Here is a 22,119-nt window from a genome sequence, read left to right as displayed (position 1 = left end):
TTGAGGTTTCTCGCGATGTGTTCCGGCTGGCGCAGGTCTTCACCATCTCGCGCGGGTCGCGAACCGAAGCAAAGGTGCTGACGGTTCGGGTTTCGGACGGAACTCATCAGGGCTGGGGCGAATGCGTTCCTTACGCGCGTTATGACGAAACGCTCGAGTCTGTTGAGGCTGAGATTGCCGGTCTGCCTGCGGATGTCACCCGCCAGTCGCTGATGGACCTGCTGCCCGCAGGCGCCGCGCGGAACGCCGTGGATTGCGCCTTGTGGGATCTGGAATGCAAACGTGTTGGCAAGCGCGCCTGGGACCTGGCAGGTCTGCCCAAGCCCGGCCCCGAGATCACCGCCTATACATTGTCGCTGGACACACCCGAGGCAATGCAGGCGCAGGCGGCCGCGAACGCGCATCGCCCACTTCTGAAGATCAAACTGGGCACGCCCGATGACATGCCCCGGCTTGAAGCTGTGCGCGCCGGTGCTCCGAAGTCCAAGATCATTGTGGATGCGAACGAAGGCTGGTCGGCCGAGGTTTACGCCGACCTCGCCCCGCATCTGGTGCGGCTGGGCGTGGCGTTGGTGGAACAGCCCTTGCCCGCGGGAGATGACGACGCATTGATCGGAATGAAGCGCCCGGTGCCAGTCTGCGCTGACGAATCCTGCCATGACCGTGCCAGCCTGCCCAAACTGAGGGGTAAATATGATGTCATCAACATCAAGCTCGACAAGACCGGGGGTTTGACCGAGGCGCTGGAGTTGCGCACGGCGGCAGTTGCCGAAGGCTATGACATAATGGTGGGATGCATGGTTGGCAGCTCGCTTGCCATGGCGCCTGCGACATTGCTGGCACAGGGTGCGATGGTAACGGACCTTGACGGCCCGCTTCTATTGGCCGAAGACCGCGACACCCCGCTGAATTTTGACGACGCCGGAGTGCACCCGCCTGCGGCCGCACTTTGGGGCTGAGGAGACGAACATGACACGTACCGTTTACGTAAATGGCGAATACCTGCCCGAGACTGAGGCCAAGGTTTCCATTTTTGACCGTGGTTTCCTGTTTGCGGACGCGGTTTACGAAGTCACCAGTGTGCTGGACGGCAAACTGATCGAATTCGAAGGTCACTCAGTCCGTCTGAAGCGTTCGCTGGACGAGCTTGAGATGGCCGAGCCCTGCACCAAGGATGAACTGCTGGAGATCCACCGCAAGCTGATCGAGCTGAACGGCATCGAGGAAGGTCTGGTCTATTTGCAGGTCTCGCGCGGCAGCGATGGCGACCGGGATTTCGTGTTTCCGTCGGCAGATACCAAGCCCAGCCTCGTTCTGTTCACGCAGAACAAGCCCGGGCTGGCTGACAGCCCGGCGGCAAGGAAAGGTGCCAAGATCATCTCGATCGAAGACATCCGCTGGGGCCGCCGTGACATCAAAACGGTGCAATTGCTTTACCCGTCGATGGGCAAGATGATGGCCAAGAAGGCAGGTTGCGACGACGCATGGCTGGTCGAGGACGGCTTCGTGACCGAGGGCACCAGCAACAACGCCTATTTCGTCAAGAACGGCAAGATTGTTACCCGCCCTCTGTCCAACGATATCCTGCACGGTATTACCCGTAAGGCCGTGCTGCGCATGGCGGCTGAGGCGCAGATGGTGGTGGAAGAGCGTCTGTTCACCATCGACGAGGCCAAAGAGGCGGACGAGGCATTCACTACTTCGGCCAGTGCCTTTGTGATGCCGGTGGTCGAGATCGACGGTGTGGCGCTGGGCGACGGAACACCGGGTCCGATTGCCAAGCGTTTGCGCGAGATTTATCTGGACGAAAGCCGCAAGGCGGCGATCTGAAGAAAAAGGCCCGCTGCAGCGGCGGGCCTTTTCTCAGGCGTCAGCCTTTATTGGTGACATTTTCTTCGAAGGCGACCTTGAAGGCGGCCTGTTTTTCAGCGCTGGCTTCGGTCTGGTAGTTGGTCTTCCACTCATCCATGGTCATGCCGTAAAAAACTTCGCGGGCTTCTTCCTTGCCCATCTCGATGCCTTTTTCATTGGCCGCTTCCTGATACCAGCGCGACAGGCAGTTTCGGCAGAATCCAGCAAGGTTCATCATGTCGATATTCTGCACATCGGTACGGTCTTCCATCAGGTGCTTTTGCAGCCGGCGGAAGGCCGCAGCCTGAAGTTCGATTTCGGTTTGCTTGTCCATAGTGTGACTTCTCTCTTGTGAGTTATATGGAACATAAGACGCCACCATGACCTTGAAAAGTGTGATGAATCAAATGATGATCAGATACGCGATGGACCTTTTTTGAGAGCTACTGTGAAAGTCATTTCTGCGCCGAAATCTGGATTTGAAACACTGGATCTAGTTTTGGTCGCTGCGAGTGTTGTGGTTTTTCTAGTGATCGCCATTTTGATCTATCGTGCTATGCTGCACCGCAAATCAATAAATTGCAAATGGGCCAGAATAGCCAATCTTGATCGCGGTCAGCTGCGTGCTTGGGAATGCCAAGCGTGCCATTCTATTGCTTTCTCAGGAACCAAAAAGAAACCCCAGAATTGCAAAGCGGCCTTGCGGCCCAGACCTCTCTGAGATCTCGACCGTTCATCAAAGTCAAAGGTCGCTAGTGTCCAACGCTTCTTGCAGGATTATCGCCAGCCGCTCGGCCCAATGACGTTGCCCGGCATGGTCGGCGATCAGGTCGTTGCGCAGCTCGATCAATGCATTGGGACGGCCAAAAGCGGTGCAGTGCTTGTCAATCGCATCACCAGGCAAAACACCGGTATAGGGTTCATTGACACCAACGCACAGGTCATCTTCCTGTTGCAGCCGGTCGATCAAAGGGCGCGAAAACCGCTCGTCCGGTGTGTGCAGTACACCAATGTGCCATGGTCGGGGGTCACGTCCACGCAACTGGCGCGTGAAGGAATGCATCGACACAATTACCGCATGTGGCAGTGCCGCCAACTCGGCCAACGCTGTGTGGTAGGGGCGATAGCACATGTTCAGGCGGCGTTCGCGTTCGGCGGCATCGGCATTGCGGTTGCCGGGTATGATCGACCCGTCATACAGTTTCATTAACAACGTGGGGTCATCTTCCCCTCGGTTCGGGTCGATTACGAGGCGCGAGAAATTGGCGGCAATCACCGGCGCGTTCAGAATCTCGCCCAGATGTTTTGATACCTCATACGCGCCGACATCATAGGCGATATGGCGCTCCATGTCCTCGCGCGGCAGGCCAAGGTCGCCGTCATTGACCTCGGGGGGGACAGCGTTGGTTGCGTGGTCGCATGTGATCAGCCATCGGGACGGGCGATCCGCGCCGTGAACGAAAAACGGGGTGTAAGTCATAAGCCTGTCATCTAGTTTGTCGCAGGTGTAGGGCAGTTGCTTTAAAAAGGGAATTGCGCAATAAGCGCCATAGCAGTGTTTGCGGTAACATTTTGCAAAAGCTGATCTGTGCAATCTGAGCCGGCATGAGGAGGTCAAGACCAATGCGACGCCTGAGAAATGTAAAAATCGTGGCGACGCTGGGACCGGCGTCCAGTGACTATGACACCATTCGCGCCCTGCACGAAGCCGGGGCGGATGTGTTCCGTCTGAACATGAGCCACGGCAGCCATGATGAGATTCGCGAACGCCACAGGATCATTCGGCAGGTTGAAAAGGATCTGGACAGCCCGATTGCCATTCTGGCTGATCTTCAGGGCCCCAAGCTGCGGGTTGGTGTTTTTGCAAATGATGCTGAGGAACTGGAAGAGGGCGCGGCGTTCCGTCTGGACCTTGATCCAACCCCAGGCGACACCACCCGCGTGTGCCTGCCGCACCCCGAGATTTTCGCGGCCCTTGAACCGGGCGCGCGCCTTCTGGTCAATGACGGCAAGATCCGTCTGATCGTTGAGGATTGTGGTCAGGACTTTGCCAATTGCTCAGTTGAGGTCGGCGGTACGATCTCGAACCGCAAGGGTGTGAACGTCCCGGATGTGGTGCTGCCGCTGGCGGCCTTGTCGGAAAAGGACCGTGGTGATCTGGAGTTTGTCTGCCAGTTGGGCGTTGACTGGCTGGCGCTGAGTTTCGTGCAACGCGCCAAGGATGTGTTCGAGGCCCGCGCGCTGGCTGATGGACGCGCCGCGATTCTGTCGAAGATCGAAAAGCCGGCGGCGGTCGAGGCGTTCGACGACATCCTCGATGCCTCGGACGGTATCATGGTGGCGCGGGGCGATCTGGGAGTGGAGCTGCCGGTATCAGCGGTGCCGCCCATTCAGAAGAGGCTGGTCCGCAAGTGCCGTAGTGCCGCCAAGCCGGTCATAGTCGCCACCCAGATGCTGGAAAGCATGATCGAAAGCCCAATGCCCACCCGCGCCGAAGTGTCGGATGTGGCCACCGCGATCTATGAGGGCACTGACGCCATTATGCTCAGCGCGGAATCGGCGGCAGGTGCTTATCCGGTTGAGGCCGTGCAGACCATGAATAAGGTCGCCATCGAGGTCGAGGCCGACCCGACCTATTCCCAGATCATCGCCGCGTCCCGGACGGCAAAAGGAAGCACTGTGGCCGATGCCATCGTCGCGGCCGCCCGAGAGATTGCTGAAAAGACCGATATCAAAGCCATCTGCTGCTTTACGCAAAGCGGAACGACCGCCTCATTGACAGCCCGCGAACGTCCCGGTGTTCCGATCATCGCGATGACATCGTTGATGGGGACCGCGCGCAGGCTTTGCCTGAGCTGGGGATGCAATTGCGTCATGACGCCCGAACTTCAGCGGTTCAAAAGCGCCGTGGTCAACGCGGCCCGCGCGGCGCGGGCAGGGGGGTTTGCAACCGAAACCGATCAGATCGTGGTTACGGCCGGTGTCCCCTTCAACGTTCCCGGCACTACCAACATTCTGCGGGTGGCCCCTTGTGATGAACGGCTGATCTACAGCACGGATCCGGAATAACCGCGCCCTGACACTCGGGCCCGAGTGTCATGTCAGCCAACCGGCTCTTTTACAATTTCCATAACTGTAAAAGAGCTGGTCTGGTGTATTCCCGGCAGCTTGTTGATCTTCTCGCCCAGTACCAGCCTGAAATGCGCAATATCGCGCGTTCGAACAGTCAAAAGATAATCAAACGAGCCCGCCACCATCAGGCAGCTTTCGATTTCCGACACATTCCGAACAGCGTCGTTGAACCTTACCAGGGATTGTTCCGCCGTCGCGACCAGGGATACCTGCACCACGGTCAACAGCGCCAGCCCCATCCTTTCCTTGTCGACGACGGCTCTGTACCCTTTGATATAGCCATTCTTCTCAAGTCGTTTTACACGCTCGGAACAGGGCGTATTGGTCAGGTTCACGCGCGCTGCCAACTCAACTATCGAGAGCCGTCCATTGGCCTCCAGCTCGTGCAGGATGCGTTGGTCGATATTGTCTAAATCTCTGCTAATCAGTAAAATTCCCTGTATTTTTGGCGTAATACGACAAATTACACTGAAATTGGCCCAAAAAAATCTCCAATTCCTAGTGAAATTTCCTAATACTTATCAAAGGGCGGTCTTGTTGAAAAGTTCCAAGTTCCGGCCGCCCTGCCGGGGGCGTGGGCCCCGGCTTTAACAACAAAAAACGGAGGAACGAAATGACAACAAAGATTGTCATAGGACTCGACGGGACTGAGACCGGCGAGCGTGCGATTGCCTTTGCCAAGGATTTGGCAAAGCTGATCGGAACGTGCGATTTGCTGGTCGCTTATGTGATCGAATGGTCACCTTACACATTCCAGACACCTGAAGAAAACGCCCAGCGCCACAAGCGCCGCGAAGAAGAGGTTGATCTGGCGATGTCGCGTGTCGTGACACCTGCTGTAGAGGCCCTCAGGGCTGCGGGTTTCGAGGCGCAGGGCATTGTGCGCCATGGCGATGTAGCGGAAACGCTGAACGCCATCACGGTCGAAAACGGAGGTTCGCAAATCGTCGTGGGCCGGGCGTCCGCGGACGGGATCAAGAAACGTCTGTTCGGAAGTTCGACGCAATACCTGGTAATGCATGCCGACGTTCCGGTTACGGTCGTGAACTGAAGGGAGGGCCAAAAATGAGAACGCTAAAAACACTTGGCGCCGTAACGGCCGCCACCATTGCCGCCAGCCCTGCCCTTGCACAAGAGGCGCCGGGACTGGATGAAAAAATCAACCAAGCCTTTGCGAACCTGACCGGACCGTTTGTCAGCTTCATCTTTGCGCCGCTGCCCGGAACCAGCTTTCCGTGGATCGTTATGTGGCTGGTGATCGCGGCAACGGTTTTCACGCTGTATTTTGCCTTTGTGCAGATGCGGTTCTTCAGCCACGCGATCAGCCTTGTCAAAGGTGATTACTCCGATCCCAACGATGCGGGCGAGGTCAGCCACTTTCAGGCTCTGGCCACGGCGCTGTCCGGAACTGTCGGTCTGGGGAATATCGCGGGCGTGGCCGTTGCCGTTGGCATCGGCGGCCCGGGCGCAACCTTCTGGATGATCCTTGCGGGTCTTCTGGGCATGGCATCAAAGTTCACCGAATGTACGCTGGGCGTGAAGTACCGCAATGAATACGAAGACGGTACAGTATCCGGCGGCCCGATGTATTACATGTCCAAGGGCTTTGACGAGCTGGGCCTGCCGGGCGGCAAGATCCTGGCGGTACTGTTCTCGATCTTCTGTATTCTGGGCGCATTGGGCGGCGGGAACATGTTCCAGGCCAACCAGGCACATCAACAGATCGCGGGTATCGTTGGCGACTATCCGGGCTGGATTACCGGCATTGTTTTTGCTGGTGTCGTGTTCATGGTCATTGTTGGCGGCCTGAAATCCATTGCACGGGTGACCGAAAAGGTCGTGCCGTTCATGGGTGTGCTGTATGTCGCCACCGCACTGGTCATCATCGCGATGAATGCGGACATGATCGGCTGGGCCTTTGGTCAGATCTTTGCCGGTGCCTTCACGGGGCTGGGTGTTGCAGGGGGCATGGTCGGTGCGCTGATCCAAGGCTTCAAGCGCGCGGCATTCTCGAACGAGGCGGGCGTGGGCTCTGCAGCTATCGCGCACTCGGCGGTTCGGACCAAGGAGCCGATCACCGAGGGTTTTGTATCGCTGCTTGAACCGTTCATCGATACCGTCGTGATCTGTACCATGACGGCGCTGGTGATCATCATCACGCAACAGCTGATCATCGATCCTGAAACCGGCAACTACATGCTGAACGAGGCGGGTTCCGCCATCGCAACAGTGGATGGAAATTCCGGTGTTAGCCTGACCTCTGCCGCGTTTGGCAGCGCGTTCAGCTGGTTCCCGTACATCCTTGCGATTGCGGTGATCCTGTTTGCCTTCTCGACCATGATCAGCTGGTCCTACTATGGCCTCAAGGCCTGGACCTATCTGTTCGGAGAAGGACACACAAAAGAGCTGATCTTCAAGGTCATCTTCTGTGTCTTCGTGGTGATTGGCGCTGCGGCCAACCTCGGCCCGGTCATCGACTTCTCGGATGCGGCGATCTTTGCGATGGCGGTTGTGAACGTCTTTGCCCTCTACTTCCTGATGAAAGTGGTGCGGCAGGAACTGGCGTCCTACTCCGCAAGGCTGAAAAGCGGTGAAATCCGCAAATTCGAACACTAAATCCAATCACCGGGGCGGCCTGTGTCGCCCCGGTGCCTGACCAGGCTGCAAAAAGCGTAGATTCTGGTCCAAACCCCCTTGCCAGTATGACCGAACTTGCGTAAACGGCGCTTCTGATCGCGTGACCGGCCGAGATGGCATGCCGAGTCGCGTCTGAAACCGAACCCGAAAAAGGAGACGGAAATGCCTAAGATGAAGACCAAATCAAGCGCCAAGAAGCGCTTTAAGGTGACTGCGACCGGTAAGGTCCTTGCTGGCCAGGCCGGCAAACGGCACGGCATGATCAAGCGGACCAAGAAATTCATCCGCGACGCCCGTGGCAACACCACCCTGTCCGCCCCCGACGCAAAGATCGTCAAGGGCTACATGCCCTACGACCGCTAAGAGGAGATGTAAGAGATGTCCCGCGTTAAAGGTGGAACCGTAACTCACGCCCGTCACAAGAAGATCATCAAGGCCGCAAAAGGCTATTATGGTCGTCGCAAGAGCAACTTCAAAGTCGCAACTCAGGCCGTCGACAAGGCCAACCAGTACGCGACCCGTGACCGCAAGAACCGCAAGCGCAACTTCCGCGCGCTGTGGATCCAGCGGATCAACGCTGCTGTGCGCAGCCATGACGAGGCTCTGACATATTCCCGCTTCATCAACGGTCTGAACCTGGCCGGTATCGAAGTGGACCGCAAAGTTCTGGCCGACCTGGCCGTGCACGAACCGGAAGCGTTCGGCGCGATCGTCGCCAAAGCTCAGGCCGCTCTGGCTGCCTGAACCTCTGAAAAGAGACAGTGAAAGAAAGGCCGTCCCATTGGGGCGGTCTTTTTTGTTGCAACATGCGGTGCATTCCAAGCGCTTCTTGGATCAGGGTATCCATCCCTTCTGCATTGGGATGACGCCAACCAGTTTCAGGCATGACCGGTTTGATCTAGATCATGTAACAGCCCCCGGATCATATTATATATGATTTTATGAATATAAGTGAGAAGGGTGAAATCATGACACTAAACTGGAAAGTTGGAGGTGTTCTGCTAGGGCTCGTGTTCTTCGGGGCAGTTCTTCTGGTGAAGCCGATCGGTGTTTCGACCCAATTCGTCATCCTTGACGGAATTATCGCGGACACCGTCAATTCGGAATTCGTGACGCAGACGGATGACGGTTACAGTTCAACCAACGCATACATGGCGAAATCCAATGGCAAATACGCCAAGTACGTATCCAATCCGTTGAATTACAGCTTTGTCTTCGTTTTGGCTATGGCCGCGGGGGCGTTCTTGTCGGTCAAGGCGCGCGGTGGTCTGGAACGCGGAGAGGGCAAGCTGCCCATGATCTGGCGCGAAAACTACGGCGATACGCCCTGGGCCCGAAACCTGATTGCGCTATTGGGCGGCTTTGTCGTCCTCTATGGGGCCAGGTTGGCGGGTGGGTGCACATCCGGTCACATGATGTCCGGTATGATGCAGACAGCCCTGTCAGGCTATATCTTTGCAGCCGGGGCATTTGCAGCGGCAATTCCTACGGCAATGCTGATCTACCGGAAAGGATAAGGCGATGGAAATCATTCTTGCGATCATCATTGGCGCCGCTTTCGGAGCCGTACTTGACCGGATTGGCGCAGCGAATCCAAATTGGATTGTGGGCATGCTGACACTGCGTCGACTCCAGCTGATGAAAACGATCCTTCTGGCAATCGGAACCGGTTCGATCCTCATGTTCGGCGGGCAGATGCTGGGGTTTGTGGATGTCGGCCATATGTCGGTGAAATCGGCCTATGTCGGTGTCTTCATTGGCGGATTGTTACTGGGTGCGGGCTGGGCTGCATCGGGCTACTGTCCGGGAACAGGGGTCTGCGCCGCTGCGTCCGGTCGCCGTGACGCCTTGTTCTTCATCGTCGGCGGTTTGTTAGGGGCTGCGGCCTATATGGCGACATATCCGGCCTGGAAGGCCACGGGTCTGCTCGATGGAATTGCTGGCGGCAAAGTCACCCTGGGAACAGTTCCGGGATCCGCTTACGAGGGTGTTTTGTTAATGTCCGGCGATATTCTCGGTATCGCACTGGGTGCCGTCTTTGTTCTGGTTGCTTTCGTTCTTCCGGACAGCCTGATCGCAACCGGCGAAAAGGTTGGTGTTGCGGCCGAATAATCACGGCTGAACGTACACATTCACGACCAGCATCCCGACAAAAAAACCGGCGCAACACGCGCCGGTTTCTTTTTTACCGATATCGGTGATCTTACCCGAACACACGCCCCAGCGCGCCGTCGACCGCGTCGGTGATCTGGTCGATGTCATCGGCCGTAGCAATCAGCGCAGGCGAGAAGCACAGCGTGTTGTTGCGACCGGGGATCGAGCGGTTGGTGACGCCGATGATCACGCCCTGTGCCATACAGTCGGCAGTAACGGCCTGCGCCAGTTTCTCGTCCACCGGCTCTTTGGTGCCGCGATCCACAACCAGTTCGGCCCCCAGGAACAAGCCCTTGCCGCGCACATCGCCGATGACCTTGTGCTTGTCCATCAGCGCCAGAAGGTTGTTCGTCATACGCGCGCCCATATCCGTGCAGTTCTGCAACAGGTTTTCATCCTGAATGATGCGCATGTTCTCGATGGCCGCTGCCGGACCAGCGGTGCAACCCCCAAAGGTCGAGATATCGCGGAAATAGTTCATCGGGTCCGCGGCATCGTCTTTGAACATGTCAAAGACTTCCTCGGTGGTGACCATGCAGGCAATCGCGGCATAGCCTGACGCAACGCCCTTGGCCATGGTCACGAAATCGGGCTTGATACCGTATTGCTGGTACCCGAACCACGTGCCAGTGCGGCCCACGCCACAGACAACCTCGTCGATATGCAGCAGCACGTCGTATTTCTTGCAGATCTCCTGCACGCGCTGCCAGTATCCTTCAGGCGCTTCGATCACACCACCGCCCGCTGTCACCGGCTCAAGGCACAAGGCACCTACTGTATCGGGGCCCTCGCGCAGGATGACGGCTTCAATCTGATCTGCGGCCCATTCGCCGAAATTCTCTTCGGGCGCGCCGTCCAGCTCGTGCTTGCGATATTCCATGCAATGCGGCACGCGCACGAAATCAGGTGCGAAGGGACCGTATTGCGCTGTGCGCTCGTCCTGACCGCCTGCCGACATGGTCGCCAGCGTCGAGCCGTGATAGTCCCGATCGCGGTACAGGATCTTGGTTTTTTTGCCGCCGTATTTTTTGTGCGCGATCTGGCGCACCATCTTGAACGCCTTCTCGTTCGCCTCGGATCCCGAGTTGGTGTAATAGACGCGGCTCATGCCCGGCATCTTGTCGATCAGTTGTTCGGCAAACAGCGCACCCGGGATCGAACCCGCCGAATTGGCGAAGTAGCACAGCTTCATCAACTGGTCGTAAACCGCCTTGCAGATCGATTCGCGGCCATAGCCGACATTGACGGTCCAGACGCCGCCGGAAACCGCATCCAGATGCTCTTTGCCTTTCTGGTCCCAGACACGCATGCCCTTGCCCTCGACAATGATGCGTGGGTCATTGGTTTCAAAGGGTTTATGCTGGATCAGATGGTGCCAGATATGGGCGCGGTCAGCCTCGACTACGCGGGAAAGATCGTTTTCGTTGAACGTGCCGTCCATGACATGTCCTTTCAGTGAGGAAGCGGTGCGCGGGATATGGGAATACCACATCCCAGCATGTGTTTAAGATGCTTCAGATCACCGCGAAAGCCCTGCTGTAGATAGGGCCAGATCGTATCATCCCGTATTGCCAGTCGGTTTTGCCGCCGTATTTCTACGGGTTTGTCAGAACGCTAACTTTGTGCTCAATTCGCCCAAACTGCGTTTCGGGAGGACAGCGGATGGCAGCGACACATATCTACGAGCGTCATTTGGACAAATGCCGGGCAAATTACACACCTCTGTCGCCCCTTACGTTCATTGAACGGACGGCGCAGGTCTACCCGGATTACCCATCCGTGGTTTATGGGGATCGCCGGTATTCCTGGGCTGAAACCTATGCCCGTTGCCGGCGTCTGGCGAGTGCGTTGACAGCGCGTGGGATTGGACGGGGCGATACCGTTTCAATAATCGCGGCCAACATCCCGGAAATGTACGAGGCGCATTTTGGCGTACCCATGACGGGCGCTGTTCTGAACGCAATCAACACACGGCTGGATGCGCCGATTGTTGCATTCATCCTGAACCATGCCGAAGCCAAGGCGCTGCTGGTCGACCCCGAGTTTTCGGATGTGGTGAAAGATGCGCTGCAACAGGTCGATCATGACATTCTGGTCATCGATATCGAAGACCCCACCTTCGACGGCGGTGAAAAGCTGGGCCGCCTGACCTATGATGCCCTGCTGGCCGAAGGCGACCCCGCGTTTAACTGGTCACTGCCAGCGGACGAATGGGACGCGATCACACTGAATTATACCTCGGGCACCACGGGCAACCCCAAGGGCGTGGTCTACCACCATCGCGGCGCGACACTGAACGCACAGTCGGATTTGCTGGACTGGGATATGCCCAAGCATTCGGTCTACCTGTGGACCCTGCCGATGTTCCACTGTAATGGCTGGTGCTTCCCATGGGCCATGGCAGCCAATGCAGGTGTTTCCGTTTGTCTGCGCGCGGTGCGGGCCGAACCGATCTATGCCGCCTTCCGGGACGAGAAAGTGACCCATTTCTGCGGTGCGCCGATCGTTCTGAATATGCTGGCCCATGCGCCGGATGAGCTGAAGGACTTTGACCACCAGATCAAGGTGATGACGGCAGGTGCCCCGCCGCCTGCGGCTGTGATCGAAGCGATGGAGGCGATGGGTGTCGAGGTCACGCATGTCTATGGCCTGACCGAAACCTATGGGCCTTCGGTTGTCTGCGCATGGAAAGACGAATGGAACAGCAAAGGACCTGAAGACCGCGCCGCGCTTAAGGTGCGGCAAGGGGTGCGCTATACAGCGTTGTCCGGACTGATGGTGGCCGACCCGGAAACGCTGGAACCGGTTCCGGCGGATGGCGAAACCATGGGTGAGATATTCATGCAGGGCAACGTGGTGATGAAAGGATACCTCAAGAATCCCGACGCTACCGACAAGGCCTTTCACGGTGGCTGGTTCGCGTCCGGTGATCTGGGTGTCATGCACCCCGATGGCTATATCGCGCTCAAGGATCGTTCAAAGGACATCATCATCTCGGGCGGCGAGAATATTTCATCTGTCGAGGTCGAAGGCATCCTCTACAAGCATCCGGCGGTGATGGAGGCTGCCGTGGTGGCCCGCCCCGATGAGAAATGGGGCGAAACGCCCTGCGCCTTTGTCGAGTTGAAACCCGGCGCGGCCGTAACCGAGGCAGAGCTTATCGCCTTCTGTCGCGACCGGATGGCCCATTTCAAGGCACCCAAAACGGTTGTGTTCGGCACTCTGCCCAAGACATCAACCGGCAAGGTACAGAAATTCGTTCTGCGGGATCAGGCGCGGGCGCTGGGTTAAAGATTGTCGAAGATCGACAGGTCCAACGCCAGCATCTTACCCATCCAGATCGCGCGGTCGCGGTGATCCTCCAGGTGTTCACCGGTTTCCGGGTGCGTGAAGACCGTCAGGCCTTGCCGGTTCAGCATCAGCCATGGGATGACCTGATCAAATGCGCTGGCAGCAAAGCCCAGCTGGCAGCTCCAGCGGGGATGCGGGCCGACGTTTCGGGCGTGCATCCGGCCCATTTGAACAGGGAACAGGCGGGTCGCCTCTTCACAGACCTGTCGCGCGGTGTCCTGCGTGTCGGCATCGAAATAGACATGGGCGTGATAGCCGGTGATCTCGGGCATAGGAACCTCATCTGCTTTGTCGGCTCAAAGCTAAGGCCTAAAAGGAAGAAAACCTAGCTGCGCATGCACACAGGGTCTGTGCAATGTTAACCCGGCGCATGTGCGTCGGGATGCGCCGCGACAAAGGCCGGGTGATCTGCGCAGGCCTCTTCAACCCGCAGCAGACGGGGCATATCCGACAGATCAACCTGCCACCGGCGCGCGTTATAGATTTGCGGGATCAGGCAGAGGTCGGCGAGACCGGGCTTTGACCCAACACAGTAGGGGCCCTGTTCAAAATCCCCCAGCATGGCTTCAAACGCCTGCAATCCGGGTTTGATGAAATGCCGCATCCAGTCGCCAGGCATGTCCGGGGCGTTTTGGCTCAGGGTGGTGGCAAAGCGCGCAACCGACAGGTTGCAGACCGGATGGATGTCGACCGCAATCGCATAAGCCAGCGCCTGAACACGCGCGCGTTCCGCCGGATCATCAGGCAGAAGGTTCAACTGCCGGGTCCGGTCCAGATAGTCGAGGATGGCCAGCGATTGCGTCAACCGCAGCCCGTCTATATCCAGAACCGGCACAAAGCCCTGCGGGTTCCGAGCGATATGTTCATCGCTCTTTTGTGCGCCGCCCACCAGATCGACAACAACCGGGCGATACGCGATTCCGGCCAGATTCAGGGTGATCCGCACCCGGTAACTGGCCGAGGACCGCCAATAGTCATAAAGGACGACGTCGCTCACGTCCGGGCCTGTCAACTGTCGGTCAAAGCGGCAGCGCGAAGGGCGTCCGTCAGCACCGTACTGTCACCGATGTGGTTGGCCAGCACCAGTACCAGCCGCGCATTCAGCGCGTCGCTGTCTGCTTTTTCCAGGCCCTCATGCGCGGCCAGAAGTTCGGCATAGAAGTCATCGGCGTTTTTGATGTTCGGGGTTAGGATCAGGTCTGACATGGGGCTTACTCCTTACCGCAGGCTCTGCGGATCGCGTGCCGGAAGGTGTTTTCTTCGTAACTGTCTCGCCGGGCCGCCACATGTTGGTCCGGCCGGATCAGGTAGACAGCGCTGGTCGCGTCACCCAGATAGCGGCGTTTGAGGGCCAGCGTCATATCATCCTTGACCGACAGCGCCAGTCGCGTGACCTCGATCCCATCTTCTTCCAGGGTATCAGGGGCGTCTGCATCGATGGTCAAAAGCGTGAACTTGCCTGCAAGCTTGGGCAGCAGAAATTCGTCACCAAGCGGAGCGTCGGGGCAGGCCGAACCCGGTCGCGTTCCGGCGGGGCCGTTCAGCGCGTCCGCAGAATTCAGCGAAGATCCGTCATAGGTGCAGGGCTGACTCAGGCGGCCCGAATTCACCAGCGGGCGGGCGAAGTCGTAATGTTCGCTCAGGTCCAGTACCGCATCGCGCAGGATCCGCGACATCTCGGATTTCGGGGTGATGAAATCGGTCGACCGGCTGGAATTCAGGATGTTCTCGTCCGCCCCGTACACGCGTTCGGCGTTGTAGCTGTCCAGCAGAGTTTCAGGTGCTTTCCCATCCAGAACCAGCTTCAGTTTCCAGCACAGGTTGTCGGTGTCCTGAAGGCCGGAATTGGCCCCGCGCGCGCCAAAGGGGCTGACCTGATGCGCGCTGTCACCCGCAAACAGAACACGGCCCTTGCGGAAGCTTTCCATGCGACGGCACTGGAACGTATAGATCGAGACCCATTCAAGCTGAAACTCGACATCATCGCCCAGCATCGCCTTGAGGCGGGGGATCACGTTCTCGGGGCGCTTTTCGCGTTCCTTGTCGATATCCCAACCCAGCTGCAAGTCGATGCGCCACACATTGTCGGGCTGTTTGTGCAACAACGCGGATTGCCCGCGATTGAACGGCGGATCGAACCAGAACCAGCGTTCAGACGGAAAATCCGCATCCATGATCACGTCTGCAATCAGGAAGTTGTCTTCGAAAATCCGTCCTTCGAAATCAATGCCCAACATCCGCCGGGCGGGCGATGTCGCGCCATCACAGGCAATCAGCCAATCGGCTTCGATTGTGTAAGGTCCTTCGGGCGTCTCGACCTCCAGCCGCACGTGATCTTCATGCGTGCCAATCGCCTCGACCTTGTTGCGCCCGCGTATCTCAATCGGTGCGCCTTCTGCCTGCAACTCGCGGACCCGTTCAACAAAATAGTTCTCGAAATGGTATTGCTGCAGGTTGATGAAGGCAGGGTTGGCATAACCTTCATCCGGTTGCAGGTTGAAGTCATAGACCTGTCGATCATCGAAGAAGACCTTGCCCCGATCCCACAGGACGCCCTTGTCGACCAGTCGGCGCCCGCATCCCAGCCGGTCAGCAATTTCCAGCGTGCGTTGCGAGAAACAGATGGCGCGGCTGCCGAAACTGACCTTGTCGTTCTCGTCGAGAACCACGACGTCGACCCCTTGTTGTGCCAGATCAATCGCGGCGGCAAGACCAACCGGGCCCGCGCCGATCACGATAACCTTGTGCCGAACCGGCGTCGGGCTGTCCTGATCGGGGCTGCGTTCATAGCCGTAAAGCGGAGTTTCAAAGATCTTGTTCATGGGCTTCCCCCCAAGCAGATGCGCCAAAGTGCTGCGTGTCCTGTGCCCCGGCAGCGCGTGCCGAAGCCTTTGGCATATGGTTTCACTGAATCCCGCCGCCTAAAACGATCTGGATCAAACTGGGCCGTTTTTCCTTACCCCTGCAGGGCCTCCCACATCTCAAGATCGCGTTGGGCGGTCCAGATGCGAGGCGTGTCGATACCGCGGGCTTCGTCATAGGCGCGGGCGACGTTGAACGGCAGGCAGTGTTCGTAGATCGCGTAACTGGCGAATTTCGGGTCACATTCGGCGCGGACTGCATCCCATGCCTCTTTCAGGCTGCCACCGCGCGCCGCAACCTTGGCTGCCGGGCGGTAGGTGCTTTCGACGAAATCGCGGGTGTTTTCGATGGCGGCATTGACCATGTCCTTGCCAACCAGCGCATCGCCGCGACCTGGTGCGATGGCGTCGACATCGAACCACTTGATCTCGTCCAGTGTGTCGCCCCAGTCGCTGAAATGCCCGTCGCCGCAATAGCAAGCCGAGTGATATTCGACGATGTCGCCGGTGAACATCACATTCTGGTCAGGCACATGGATGACGATATCACCGGCGGTATGGGCGCGCCCCAGATGCATCAGGTCGATCCGGCGATTGCCCAGATAAACGGTCATCGTGTCGCTGAAGGTGGTGGTGGGCCAGGTCAGGCCAGGAATGCTTTCATGCCCTTCGAACAGGCGCGGGAAGCGCTGGAATTCGCTGTCCCAGTCCTCCTGACCGCGTTCCACAACCATCGAGCGGGCGGTGTCGGACATGATCACCTGACCGGCACCAAATGCGCTGGCGCCCAGCACGCGTACGGCGTGGTAGTGGGTCAGCACCACATGGGAAATCGGCTTGTCGGTGACTTCGCGGATACAGTCGATCACCTTTTGCGCCAGGCGGGGGGTGGCCTGCGCCTCGACCACCATGACGCTGTCATCACCGATGATGACACCGGAATTGGGGTCGCCCTCGGCGGTAAAGGCATAAAGCCCTTCACCCACCTCGGTAAAGCTGATCTTCTTCTCGCTCATGTCGCCTTGCGACGCGAATGCCTTGGCCATGTGTCAGTCCCTTTCCAGGAATTCCAGCCGGTTGCCAAAGGGGTCTTCGGCAAAGAACCGGCGGCGGTTCTCGATTGTGTCGTCCCAGCGCGGGCTCTGGCCCAGGGCCTCGATCCGCGCGGCGACGGTGTCTATGTCAATGACGGCAAAGCCCGGATGGGCTTTGCGTGCGGGGGCGAAGTCCGGCTCCACCCCCAGATGCAGTTCGGCGCCATTGAGCGCCAGCCACAGCCCACCGCGCGCCTTCAGCGCGTCGGGCTTGGTGATCTCGACCAGACCCAGGCCCGCACACCAGAAGGCGCGCGCCGCGTCCTCGCCCCCGGCGGGGATCGCGATCTGGATATGGTCGAGGGCCAGGGTCATGGGCGGCTCAGCCCCAGGCCTTGGCGGGCCGGATCTGGCCCACGCAATCGCCAAAGCCGACGGTATAGCCGTCGCCGCGCGCAGTGCCGCGCAGGGTCAGCGTATCGCCGTCTTCGATAAAGCCGCGGGTCTCGCCGGTCTCCAGTGTAAATGGCTCGCGCCCGGCCCAGCTGAGTTCCATCAGCGAGCCGAATTCGCTGCGTTCCGGCCCCGAGATGGTGCCCGAACCCAACAGATCGCCCGGGTTCATCGCGCAGCCGCCAATGGCGTGATGGCACAGCTGCTCAGCCGCCGAATAATACATGCGGTTATAGTTGGTCCTGGCGATGACCGAGGCGCGGTCGGCGCCTTCGGGCTGCATCAGAACCTCAAGCTCGATGTCGTAAAGCCCGTCCTTGCTGCCCTTGAGATAGGGCAAAAGCTCTTTCTCACGCGGGGGGGTGGGGGCGCGGAACGGCTCCAGCGCGGCAGCCGTCACGATCCACGGAGAGATCGAGGTGCCGAATGCCTTGCCCTGGAACGGCCCCAGCGGTTGATACTCCCAGCCCTGGATATCGCGCGCCGACCAGTCGTTCAGCAGCACATAGCCAAAGATCATCGCATCGGCCTCGTCCACCGTGATCGGCTGGCCGAACTCCGACCCGGTGCCGACGATGGCGCCCATCTCCAGCTCGATATCGAGCCGTTTCGAGGGGCCAAAGGACGGCATCTCGGCATCGGGGGCCTTGGTCTGGCCATTGGGGCGGTGGATCGGCGTGCCCGACACCACGACCGAGGAGGCTCGTCCATTGTACCCGATCGGGATATGCAGCCAGTTGGCCGGCAGATCGGGCGAGCCGCGCAGGATGGCGCCCATGTTCTGGGCGTGTTGCTTTCCGGCGTAAAAGTCTGTGTATTCGCTGACAACCAGCGGCATATGCAGCGTGGCTTCGGCCATCGGCACCAGCAGCGGTTCAACAGCCTCCTGCTCGTTCGACCCTTTGGACAGAAGCGCGGTCAGCCGCTCGCGCAGGGCGGCCCAGGCGGCGGGGCCTTCCTCCATCAGATCGTTCCAATAGGGCACGTCGAACAGCGGATAGTCGTTCAGCGCGACAAGACCCTCGGCCTCGGCCGCGGCCATGTCGAGGATCATGTCGCCAATGGCCACGCCGCAGCGCGGATCATCTCCTTCGGTCGAGAAGACACCGTAAGGCAGGTTGTTTAGCGGAAACGGATGCGCCGCATCATTGGCCGAGGCCACCCAGGATTTCATCAAAGGCATATTTTGCCCCTATTTTGTTGTATTTGGTACGTGGTTCGAAACGATCATAACCCCGAATAGACAGGCGCCAAAGCCCAGAGCGGGCGCGGTTGCAGCAGGTCGGCTGCCAAGGCTCCGTCTTTGCTTTCCGGTTGCAGCGACAGTACGCCTGCAACCGGAATGGGAATGCTTATCGCCATCAGGACGGGTGCCGTCCGGGTAACCCTGTCTTAGGGTCATTTCTTGCCCGGTGTGCCGTCGAACTTCTTCTCAAGCGATGTCCAGCAGTCGATATAGTCGTCCTGCAACGGTGCCTCATTGGCGGCAAACGGCGTCAGGTGCTGGGGGAACCGGGTTTCGAACATGAACGACATCGTCTGGTCCAGCTTTTCCGGCCCCAGATTGGAATAGGATGCCTTGTCAAAGGCTTCCCTGTCGGGACCATGCGGAATCATCATGTTGTGCAGGCTGGTGCCACCGGGAACGAAGCCCTGCGGTTTCGCATCGTATTGGCCATAGATGTTGCCCATCAGTTCCGACATGATGTTCTTGTGATACCAGGGCGGGCGGAACGTATCCTCCATCACCATCCAGCGTTCGCGGAACAGGACAAAGTCGATATTTGCGGTGCCGGGCTGGCCCGAGGGCGCTGTCAGAACGGTAAAGATCGACGGGTCGGGGTGGTCAAACAGGATCGCGCCAACCGGGCAATAGTTGCGCAGATCGTATTTGTAGGGTGCATAATTGCCGTGCCACGCCACCACATCCAACGGGCTGTGTCCGATCTTGGTGGTGTGGAACTGGCCGCACCATTTGATCGTCACGGTCGACGGGGTTTCACGATCCTCATAGGCAGCGACCGGAGCCTTGAAATCGCGCGGGTTGGCCATGCAGTTGGCCCCGATCGGACCACGACCCGGCAGTTCGAATTTCTGGCCGTAATTCTCGCACACAAAGCCACGTGCAGGGCCTTCGAGAACTTCAACCCGGTACAGCAGTCCACGCGGGATGATCGCGATTTCTTTGGGCTCGAGGTCAATGATTCCCAGTTCAGTCGCAAAACGCAGGCGCCCTTCCTGTGGCACCACCAGCAACTCGGAATCAGCCGAGAAGAAATAGTCGTCGACCATGGATTCGGTGACCAGATAGATGTGGCAGGCCATGCCAACCTGGGTGTTCACATCCCCCGCAGTAGTCATGGTCCGCATCCCGGTCATCCAGTTCAGACCTTCATCGGAATGCGGCACCGGGTCCCAGCGATACTGGCCCAGGCTGATCACATCCGGGTCGATGCAGGGGGCCGATTTCCAATAGGGCAGGTCGATTTTTTCGTAACGGTGCGAATGCTTTACCGACGGGCGAATACGATAGCACCAAGTGCGTTCAGGCGGGTTGGCGGTAAAGGCCGTGCCGCTCAGCTGTTCACCGTAAAGTCCGTAGTTGCACCTTTGCGGGCTGTTCATCCCTTGCGGCAGCGCATCGGGCAGCGCTTCGGTTTCAAAGTCGTTGCCAAAGCCGGGCATGTAGCCGGCATGGGTACCAACAGGCGTTGCTGCTTGCGTCAATGAATGCGGATCCGTCGGACGGTTCATTACGTATTCCTCCGTTTGCTGCTTGTCGGTTAATAGTTGATTTTGTAACTAACAAGCATGACACATGACGAATCTGAAAAAAATGATGACTTTTTCCTGCAGAATTTTCTGCCGTTCCTGCTGAACCAGGCGGCCGAGCGCGCCTCGTTGGAATTTCAGGCTGTCTACAAGGGGCGGTACGGAATGCTCAGAACCGAATGGCGAGTGCTGTTCCATCTGGGGCTGTTTGGCGAAATGACCGCCAAGGAAATTGGTGAACGGGCCAGAATGCACAAGACCAAGATCAGCCGTGCAGTTGCCAAGCTTGAGGAGCGCCGGTACCTGAAACGCACACGGGACGAGGCTGATCGGCGGGCGGAATGGTTGACACTGACACCAGCCGGGCAAGCCGTGTATCGCGACTTGTACGGGGTGGCCGCAAGCTATGACGCCAGACTGTCGGGTCTGTTCAGTGAAAAAGAGGCCGCCTTGCTGCGCCGGATGTTGCGACGGTTGGCTGGTGTGGACTGACCACTGGTAATTGGCGCCTGCCGTCCCCAGATGTGTGTCATGCTTGATACGGAATTTGAAATGACGTCATTTGAACCTGCCAATGTATCCACACACACCCTGATCGACTGGTTGGTCCAAAAGGGGCTTGAGGGTGCCGGGCAGGAAGAGTTGCTGGAAGGGTTCTGCACCAGTCTGCTCGATATGGGCATTCCGCTGATGCGGTTTCATGCGGCGCAGTCGGCCTTGCACCCGGTTTATGGCGGAACCGGATATAGCTGGTACAAAAGCACCGGCGGTGAATCCGAGAAGTTTGAAAACACGGATACGCCCAGCGAAATGTGGCAACAAAGCCCGCTTTTTGCGCTGCTGAACGAGGATCTGGATGAAATCCGGGTCAAACTGGTCGACCATAATGAACCCAGCCGATTTCCGTTGTTGAACGACCTGAGAGAGGTTGGGGCGACCGATTATTATGCCACCGGCATCTCGTATGAGGGGTCGGGGAAGATGCGCCCCGACGGTACCAAAAAAGTCAGTGATGGCGTTCTGATGTCTTGGGCCAGCGATGCACCGTCTGGGTTTGATGACAGCGATCTCAGGAACATTCACGCGGTGTTGCCGCATCTTGGGCTGGCGCTCAAATCCGCCAAGAACCAGAACCTGACCGAAGACCTGATGCGGGTCTATCTGGGTCGTGATGCCGGGCGCCGCGTCCTGTCGGGTGAGATTCGTCGCGGATCATTGCAGCAAATCGATGCGGTGATCTGGAATTTCGATCTGGAAGGGTTCACCAACCTGTCGGAAGACCTGCCGGGTCACGAGATCATCGACATGCTCAATGATTACCTGGCCGTCGCCGTGGGCGTTGTGCACGACAAGGGTGGGAATATTCTGAAATTCATGGGCGATGGGCTGATGGCCATGTTCGATGTCGGCGAAATTGACGAGGACGCCCGTGCCGCGCTCAGCGCGGTGCCCTTGCTGCAAGCCCGTATGGATGAATTGAACGCCCGACGTCAGGCGCAGGGGCTGCCGGTTGCGAATTTCACGCTGGCCCTGCATTCCGGCGAAATCCTGTATGGCAATATCGGGTCTGAAACGCGGCTGGATTTCACGGTGATCGGCCCCGCCGTCAATCAGGCCGCCCGCATCGCGGGAATGCACCGGTCGCTGGGTCAGCGAATCCTGATCTCGGACGATGTCGCGGTCGCGGCACGCCCCTGCGCACAAGACCTCATCTCGGTCGGGCGCTACATGCTGCGCGGGGTGAACGAACCCAAAGAGCTGTTCACGGTATACAGTCCCGGCGGGCCATCAGTTACCGGGTGAAACCGAGGCCATTCCGTTCGGTTGTTCCGAAACTGAAAGCCGTGAGGGAGCACATTTGTTTCGCTGGGTAC

25 protein-coding genes are annotated in these 22,119 nt (G+C 58.4%); 12 read left to right on the top strand and 13 right to left on the bottom strand.

Annotated features, from left to right (window positions below):
* Positions 1-959 (top strand): N-acetyl-D-Glu racemase DgcA (dgcA, locus tag AC2FND_RS09700; protein WP_496769404.1); only part of this gene is annotated, 959 nt, incomplete at its 5' end.
* Between the two features lie 10 nt (positions 960-969).
* Positions 970-1,830 carry a D-amino-acid transaminase gene (locus AC2FND_RS09695; protein ID WP_480774191.1) on the top strand — a complete coding sequence of 287 codons (861 nt, stop codon included), beginning with the start codon at positions 970-972 and terminating at the stop codon, positions 1,828-1,830.
* 40 nt (positions 1,831-1,870) lie between these two features.
* Here AC2FND_RS09695 and AC2FND_RS09690 read toward each other — a convergent pair whose 3' ends face one another.
* On the bottom strand, positions 1,871-2,185 hold the full coding sequence (locus AC2FND_RS09690) for a DUF1244 domain-containing protein (RefSeq protein ID WP_496769402.1): 315 nt from the start codon (positions 2,183-2,185) through the stop codon (positions 1,871-1,873).
* 408 nt (positions 2,186-2,593) lie between these two features.
* On the bottom strand, positions 2,594-3,331 hold the full coding sequence (locus AC2FND_RS09685) for an N-formylglutamate amidohydrolase (protein ID WP_496769400.1): 738 nt from the start codon (positions 3,329-3,331) through the stop codon (positions 2,594-2,596).
* 143 nt (positions 3,332-3,474) lie between these two features.
* Here AC2FND_RS09685 and pyk point away from each other — a divergent pair, with 143 nt between their 5' ends.
* Entirely contained in the window at positions 3,475-4,920 is a 1,446-nt protein-coding gene (pyk, locus tag AC2FND_RS09680) for a pyruvate kinase (protein WP_480507298.1), read from the top strand.
* Positions 4,921-4,952: 32 nt separating this feature from the next.
* Here the strand turns inward: pyk and AC2FND_RS09675 are convergent, their stop codons facing one another.
* On the bottom strand, positions 4,953-5,387 hold the full coding sequence (locus tag AC2FND_RS09675) for an Lrp/AsnC ligand binding domain-containing protein (protein ID WP_348540405.1): 435 nt from the start codon (positions 5,385-5,387) through the stop codon (positions 4,953-4,955).
* Between the two features lie 209 nt (positions 5,388-5,596).
* Between AC2FND_RS09675 and AC2FND_RS09670 the strand changes: the two genes are divergently transcribed.
* The 6 genes from AC2FND_RS09670 (at position 5,597) to AC2FND_RS09645 (ending at position 9,732) form a co-directional block, all read left to right on the top strand.
* Positions 5,597-6,034 (top strand): universal stress protein, encoded by a 438-nt coding sequence (locus AC2FND_RS09670; RefSeq protein ID WP_209506060.1) that lies wholly within the window; start codon positions 5,597-5,599, stop codon positions 6,032-6,034.
* Between the two features lie 14 nt (positions 6,035-6,048).
* Positions 6,049-7,599, top strand: a complete 1,551-nt coding sequence (locus AC2FND_RS09665; RefSeq protein ID WP_480507300.1) for an alanine/glycine:cation symporter family protein — start codon at positions 6,049-6,051, stop codon at positions 7,597-7,599.
* A gap of 183 nt (positions 7,600-7,782) precedes the next feature.
* Positions 7,783-7,983: a 50S ribosomal protein L35 gene (gene rpmI / locus AC2FND_RS09660; protein ID WP_010443552.1), complete on the top strand. Its 201-nt coding sequence runs from the start codon at positions 7,783-7,785 to the stop codon at positions 7,981-7,983.
* A gap of 15 nt (positions 7,984-7,998) precedes the next feature.
* The gene (rplT, locus tag AC2FND_RS09655; protein WP_039523695.1) at positions 7,999-8,364 is read left to right on the top strand and encodes a 50S ribosomal protein L20; all 366 of its coding nucleotides are present in this window, start codon (positions 7,999-8,001) and stop codon (positions 8,362-8,364) included.
* A 224-nt stretch (positions 8,365-8,588) separates the two neighbouring features.
* Positions 8,589-9,137, top strand: coding sequence for a YeeE/YedE thiosulfate transporter family protein (locus tag AC2FND_RS09650; protein ID WP_496769397.1), 549 nt, complete (start codon positions 8,589-8,591; stop codon positions 9,135-9,137).
* A gap of 4 nt (positions 9,138-9,141) precedes the next feature.
* Positions 9,142-9,732, top strand: coding sequence for a YeeE/YedE thiosulfate transporter family protein (locus AC2FND_RS09645; RefSeq protein WP_480483805.1), 591 nt, complete (start codon positions 9,142-9,144; stop codon positions 9,730-9,732).
* A 91-nt stretch (positions 9,733-9,823) separates the two neighbouring features.
* Here the strand turns inward: AC2FND_RS09645 and AC2FND_RS09640 are convergent, their stop codons facing one another.
* Positions 9,824-11,215, bottom strand: a complete 1,392-nt coding sequence (locus AC2FND_RS09640; protein ID WP_209598819.1) for an aminotransferase family protein — start codon at positions 11,213-11,215, stop codon at positions 9,824-9,826.
* Between the two features lie 221 nt (positions 11,216-11,436).
* Here AC2FND_RS09640 and AC2FND_RS09635 point away from each other — a divergent pair, with 221 nt between their 5' ends.
* Entirely contained in the window at positions 11,437-13,065 is a 1,629-nt protein-coding gene (locus AC2FND_RS09635; protein WP_496769395.1) for an acyl-CoA synthetase, read from the top strand.
* Here AC2FND_RS09635 and AC2FND_RS09630 read toward each other — a convergent pair.
* The 9 genes from AC2FND_RS09630 to hmgA all read right to left on the bottom strand — a co-directional run bounded on the left by AC2FND_RS09630 (position 13,062) and on the right by hmgA (position 20,227).
* A complete protein-coding gene (locus AC2FND_RS09630) occupies positions 13,062-13,397 on the bottom strand; it encodes a DOPA 4,5-dioxygenase family protein (RefSeq protein WP_496769393.1) in 336 nt (111 codons plus the stop codon). The genes AC2FND_RS09635 and AC2FND_RS09630 overlap by 4 nt on opposite strands.
* 86 nt (positions 13,398-13,483) lie before the next feature.
* Positions 13,484-14,122: a maleylacetoacetate isomerase gene (gene maiA / locus AC2FND_RS09625; RefSeq protein WP_496769391.1), complete on the bottom strand. Its 639-nt coding sequence runs from the start codon at positions 14,120-14,122 to the stop codon at positions 13,484-13,486.
* Positions 14,123-14,133: 11 nt separating this feature from the next.
* Entirely contained in the window at positions 14,134-14,331 is a 198-nt protein-coding gene (locus tag AC2FND_RS09620) for a DUF2783 domain-containing protein (protein ID WP_209506076.1), read from the bottom strand.
* 5 nt (positions 14,332-14,336) lie between these two features.
* A complete protein-coding gene (locus AC2FND_RS09615; protein ID WP_209506079.1) occupies positions 14,337-15,947 on the bottom strand; it encodes an FAD-dependent oxidoreductase in 1,611 nt (536 codons plus the stop codon).
* Positions 15,948-16,081: 134 nt separating this feature from the next.
* The gene (locus AC2FND_RS09610; RefSeq protein WP_496769390.1) at positions 16,082-17,032 is read right to left on the bottom strand and encodes an MBL fold metallo-hydrolase; all 951 of its coding nucleotides are present in this window, start codon (positions 17,030-17,032) and stop codon (positions 16,082-16,084) included.
* A gap of 3 nt (positions 17,033-17,035) precedes the next feature.
* Positions 17,036-17,395, bottom strand: a complete 360-nt coding sequence (locus AC2FND_RS09605) for a VOC family protein (RefSeq protein ID WP_496769388.1) — start codon at positions 17,393-17,395, stop codon at positions 17,036-17,038.
* A gap of 7 nt (positions 17,396-17,402) precedes the next feature.
* Complete coding sequence (fahA, locus tag AC2FND_RS09600) at positions 17,403-18,656, bottom strand: fumarylacetoacetase (protein ID WP_496769387.1); 1,254 nt, start codon at positions 18,654-18,656, stop codon at positions 17,403-17,405.
* A 44-nt stretch (positions 18,657-18,700) separates the two neighbouring features.
* A complete protein-coding gene (locus tag AC2FND_RS09595) occupies positions 18,701-18,835 on the bottom strand; it encodes a hypothetical protein (RefSeq protein WP_496769385.1) in 135 nt (44 codons plus the stop codon).
* A 36-nt stretch (positions 18,836-18,871) separates the two neighbouring features.
* On the bottom strand, positions 18,872-20,227 hold the full coding sequence (hmgA, locus tag AC2FND_RS09590; protein ID WP_267365046.1) for a homogentisate 1,2-dioxygenase: 1,356 nt from the start codon (positions 20,225-20,227) through the stop codon (positions 18,872-18,874).
* A 57-nt stretch (positions 20,228-20,284) separates the two neighbouring features.
* Between hmgA and AC2FND_RS09585 the strand changes: the two genes are divergently transcribed.
* Complete coding sequence (locus AC2FND_RS09585) at positions 20,285-20,737, top strand: MarR family winged helix-turn-helix transcriptional regulator (RefSeq protein WP_209598811.1); 453 nt, start codon at positions 20,285-20,287, stop codon at positions 20,735-20,737.
* Between the two features lie 39 nt (positions 20,738-20,776).
* On the top strand, positions 20,777-22,048 hold the full coding sequence (locus AC2FND_RS09580) for an adenylate/guanylate cyclase domain-containing protein (RefSeq protein ID WP_496769383.1): 1,272 nt from the start codon (positions 20,777-20,779) through the stop codon (positions 22,046-22,048).
* The last annotated feature ends 71 nt before the right edge of the window (positions 22,049-22,119 follow it).

It is taken from the genome of Ruegeria sp. BHSB056, from assembly GCF_059613305.1.
This window is presented reverse-complemented; position numbering and strand designations above follow the sequence as displayed.

What these genes read in the sequence shown, in the direction of transcription:
- AC2FND_RS09695 (WP_480774191.1), top strand. Translation starts at nt 970, where the DNA reads ATGACACGTACCGTTTACGTAAATGGCGAATACCTGCCCGAGACTGAG.
- AC2FND_RS09690 (WP_496769402.1), bottom strand. Translation starts at nt 2,185, where the DNA reads ATGGACAAGCAAACCGAAATCGAACTTCAGGCTGCGGCCTTCCGCCGG.
- AC2FND_RS09685 (WP_496769400.1), bottom strand. Translation starts at nt 3,331, where the DNA reads ATGACTTACACCCCGTTTTTCGTTCACGGCGCGGATCGCCCGTCCCGA.
- pyk (WP_480507298.1), top strand. Translation starts at nt 3,475, where the DNA reads ATGCGACGCCTGAGAAATGTAAAAATCGTGGCGACGCTGGGACCGGCG.
- AC2FND_RS09670 (WP_209506060.1), top strand. Translation starts at nt 5,597, where the DNA reads ATGACAACAAAGATTGTCATAGGACTCGACGGGACTGAGACCGGCGAG.
- AC2FND_RS09665 (WP_480507300.1), top strand. Translation starts at nt 6,049, where the DNA reads ATGAGAACGCTAAAAACACTTGGCGCCGTAACGGCCGCCACCATTGCC.
- rpmI (WP_010443552.1), top strand. Translation starts at nt 7,783, where the DNA reads ATGCCTAAGATGAAGACCAAATCAAGCGCCAAGAAGCGCTTTAAGGTG.
- rplT (WP_039523695.1), top strand. Translation starts at nt 7,999, where the DNA reads ATGTCCCGCGTTAAAGGTGGAACCGTAACTCACGCCCGTCACAAGAAG.
- AC2FND_RS09650 (WP_496769397.1), top strand. Translation starts at nt 8,589, where the DNA reads ATGACACTAAACTGGAAAGTTGGAGGTGTTCTGCTAGGGCTCGTGTTC.
- AC2FND_RS09645 (WP_480483805.1), top strand. Translation starts at nt 9,142, where the DNA reads ATGGAAATCATTCTTGCGATCATCATTGGCGCCGCTTTCGGAGCCGTA.
- AC2FND_RS09640 (WP_209598819.1), bottom strand. Translation starts at nt 11,215, where the DNA reads ATGGACGGCACGTTCAACGAAAACGATCTTTCCCGCGTAGTCGAGGCT.
- AC2FND_RS09635 (WP_496769395.1), top strand. Translation starts at nt 11,437, where the DNA reads ATGGCAGCGACACATATCTACGAGCGTCATTTGGACAAATGCCGGGCA.
- AC2FND_RS09630 (WP_496769393.1), bottom strand. Translation starts at nt 13,397, where the DNA reads ATGCCCGAGATCACCGGCTATCACGCCCATGTCTATTTCGATGCCGAC.
- AC2FND_RS09620 (WP_209506076.1), bottom strand. Translation starts at nt 14,331, where the DNA reads ATGTCAGACCTGATCCTAACCCCGAACATCAAAAACGCCGATGACTTC.
- AC2FND_RS09615 (WP_209506079.1), bottom strand. Translation starts at nt 15,947, where the DNA reads ATGAACAAGATCTTTGAAACTCCGCTTTACGGCTATGAACGCAGCCCC.
- AC2FND_RS09610 (WP_496769390.1), bottom strand. Translation starts at nt 17,032, where the DNA reads ATGGCCAAGGCATTCGCGTCGCAAGGCGACATGAGCGAGAAGAAGATC.
- AC2FND_RS09605 (WP_496769388.1), bottom strand. Translation starts at nt 17,395, where the DNA reads ATGACCCTGGCCCTCGACCATATCCAGATCGCGATCCCCGCCGGGGGC.
- fahA (WP_496769387.1), bottom strand. Translation starts at nt 18,656, where the DNA reads ATGCCTTTGATGAAATCCTGGGTGGCCTCGGCCAATGATGCGGCGCAT.
- AC2FND_RS09595 (WP_496769385.1), bottom strand. Translation starts at nt 18,835, where the DNA reads ATGGCGATAAGCATTCCCATTCCGGTTGCAGGCGTACTGTCGCTGCAA.
- hmgA (WP_267365046.1), bottom strand. Translation starts at nt 20,227, where the DNA reads ATGAACCGTCCGACGGATCCGCATTCATTGACGCAAGCAGCAACGCCT.
- AC2FND_RS09585 (WP_209598811.1), top strand. Translation starts at nt 20,285, where the DNA reads ATGACACATGACGAATCTGAAAAAAATGATGACTTTTTCCTGCAGAAT.
- AC2FND_RS09580 (WP_496769383.1), top strand. Translation starts at nt 20,777, where the DNA reads ATGCTTGATACGGAATTTGAAATGACGTCATTTGAACCTGCCAATGTA.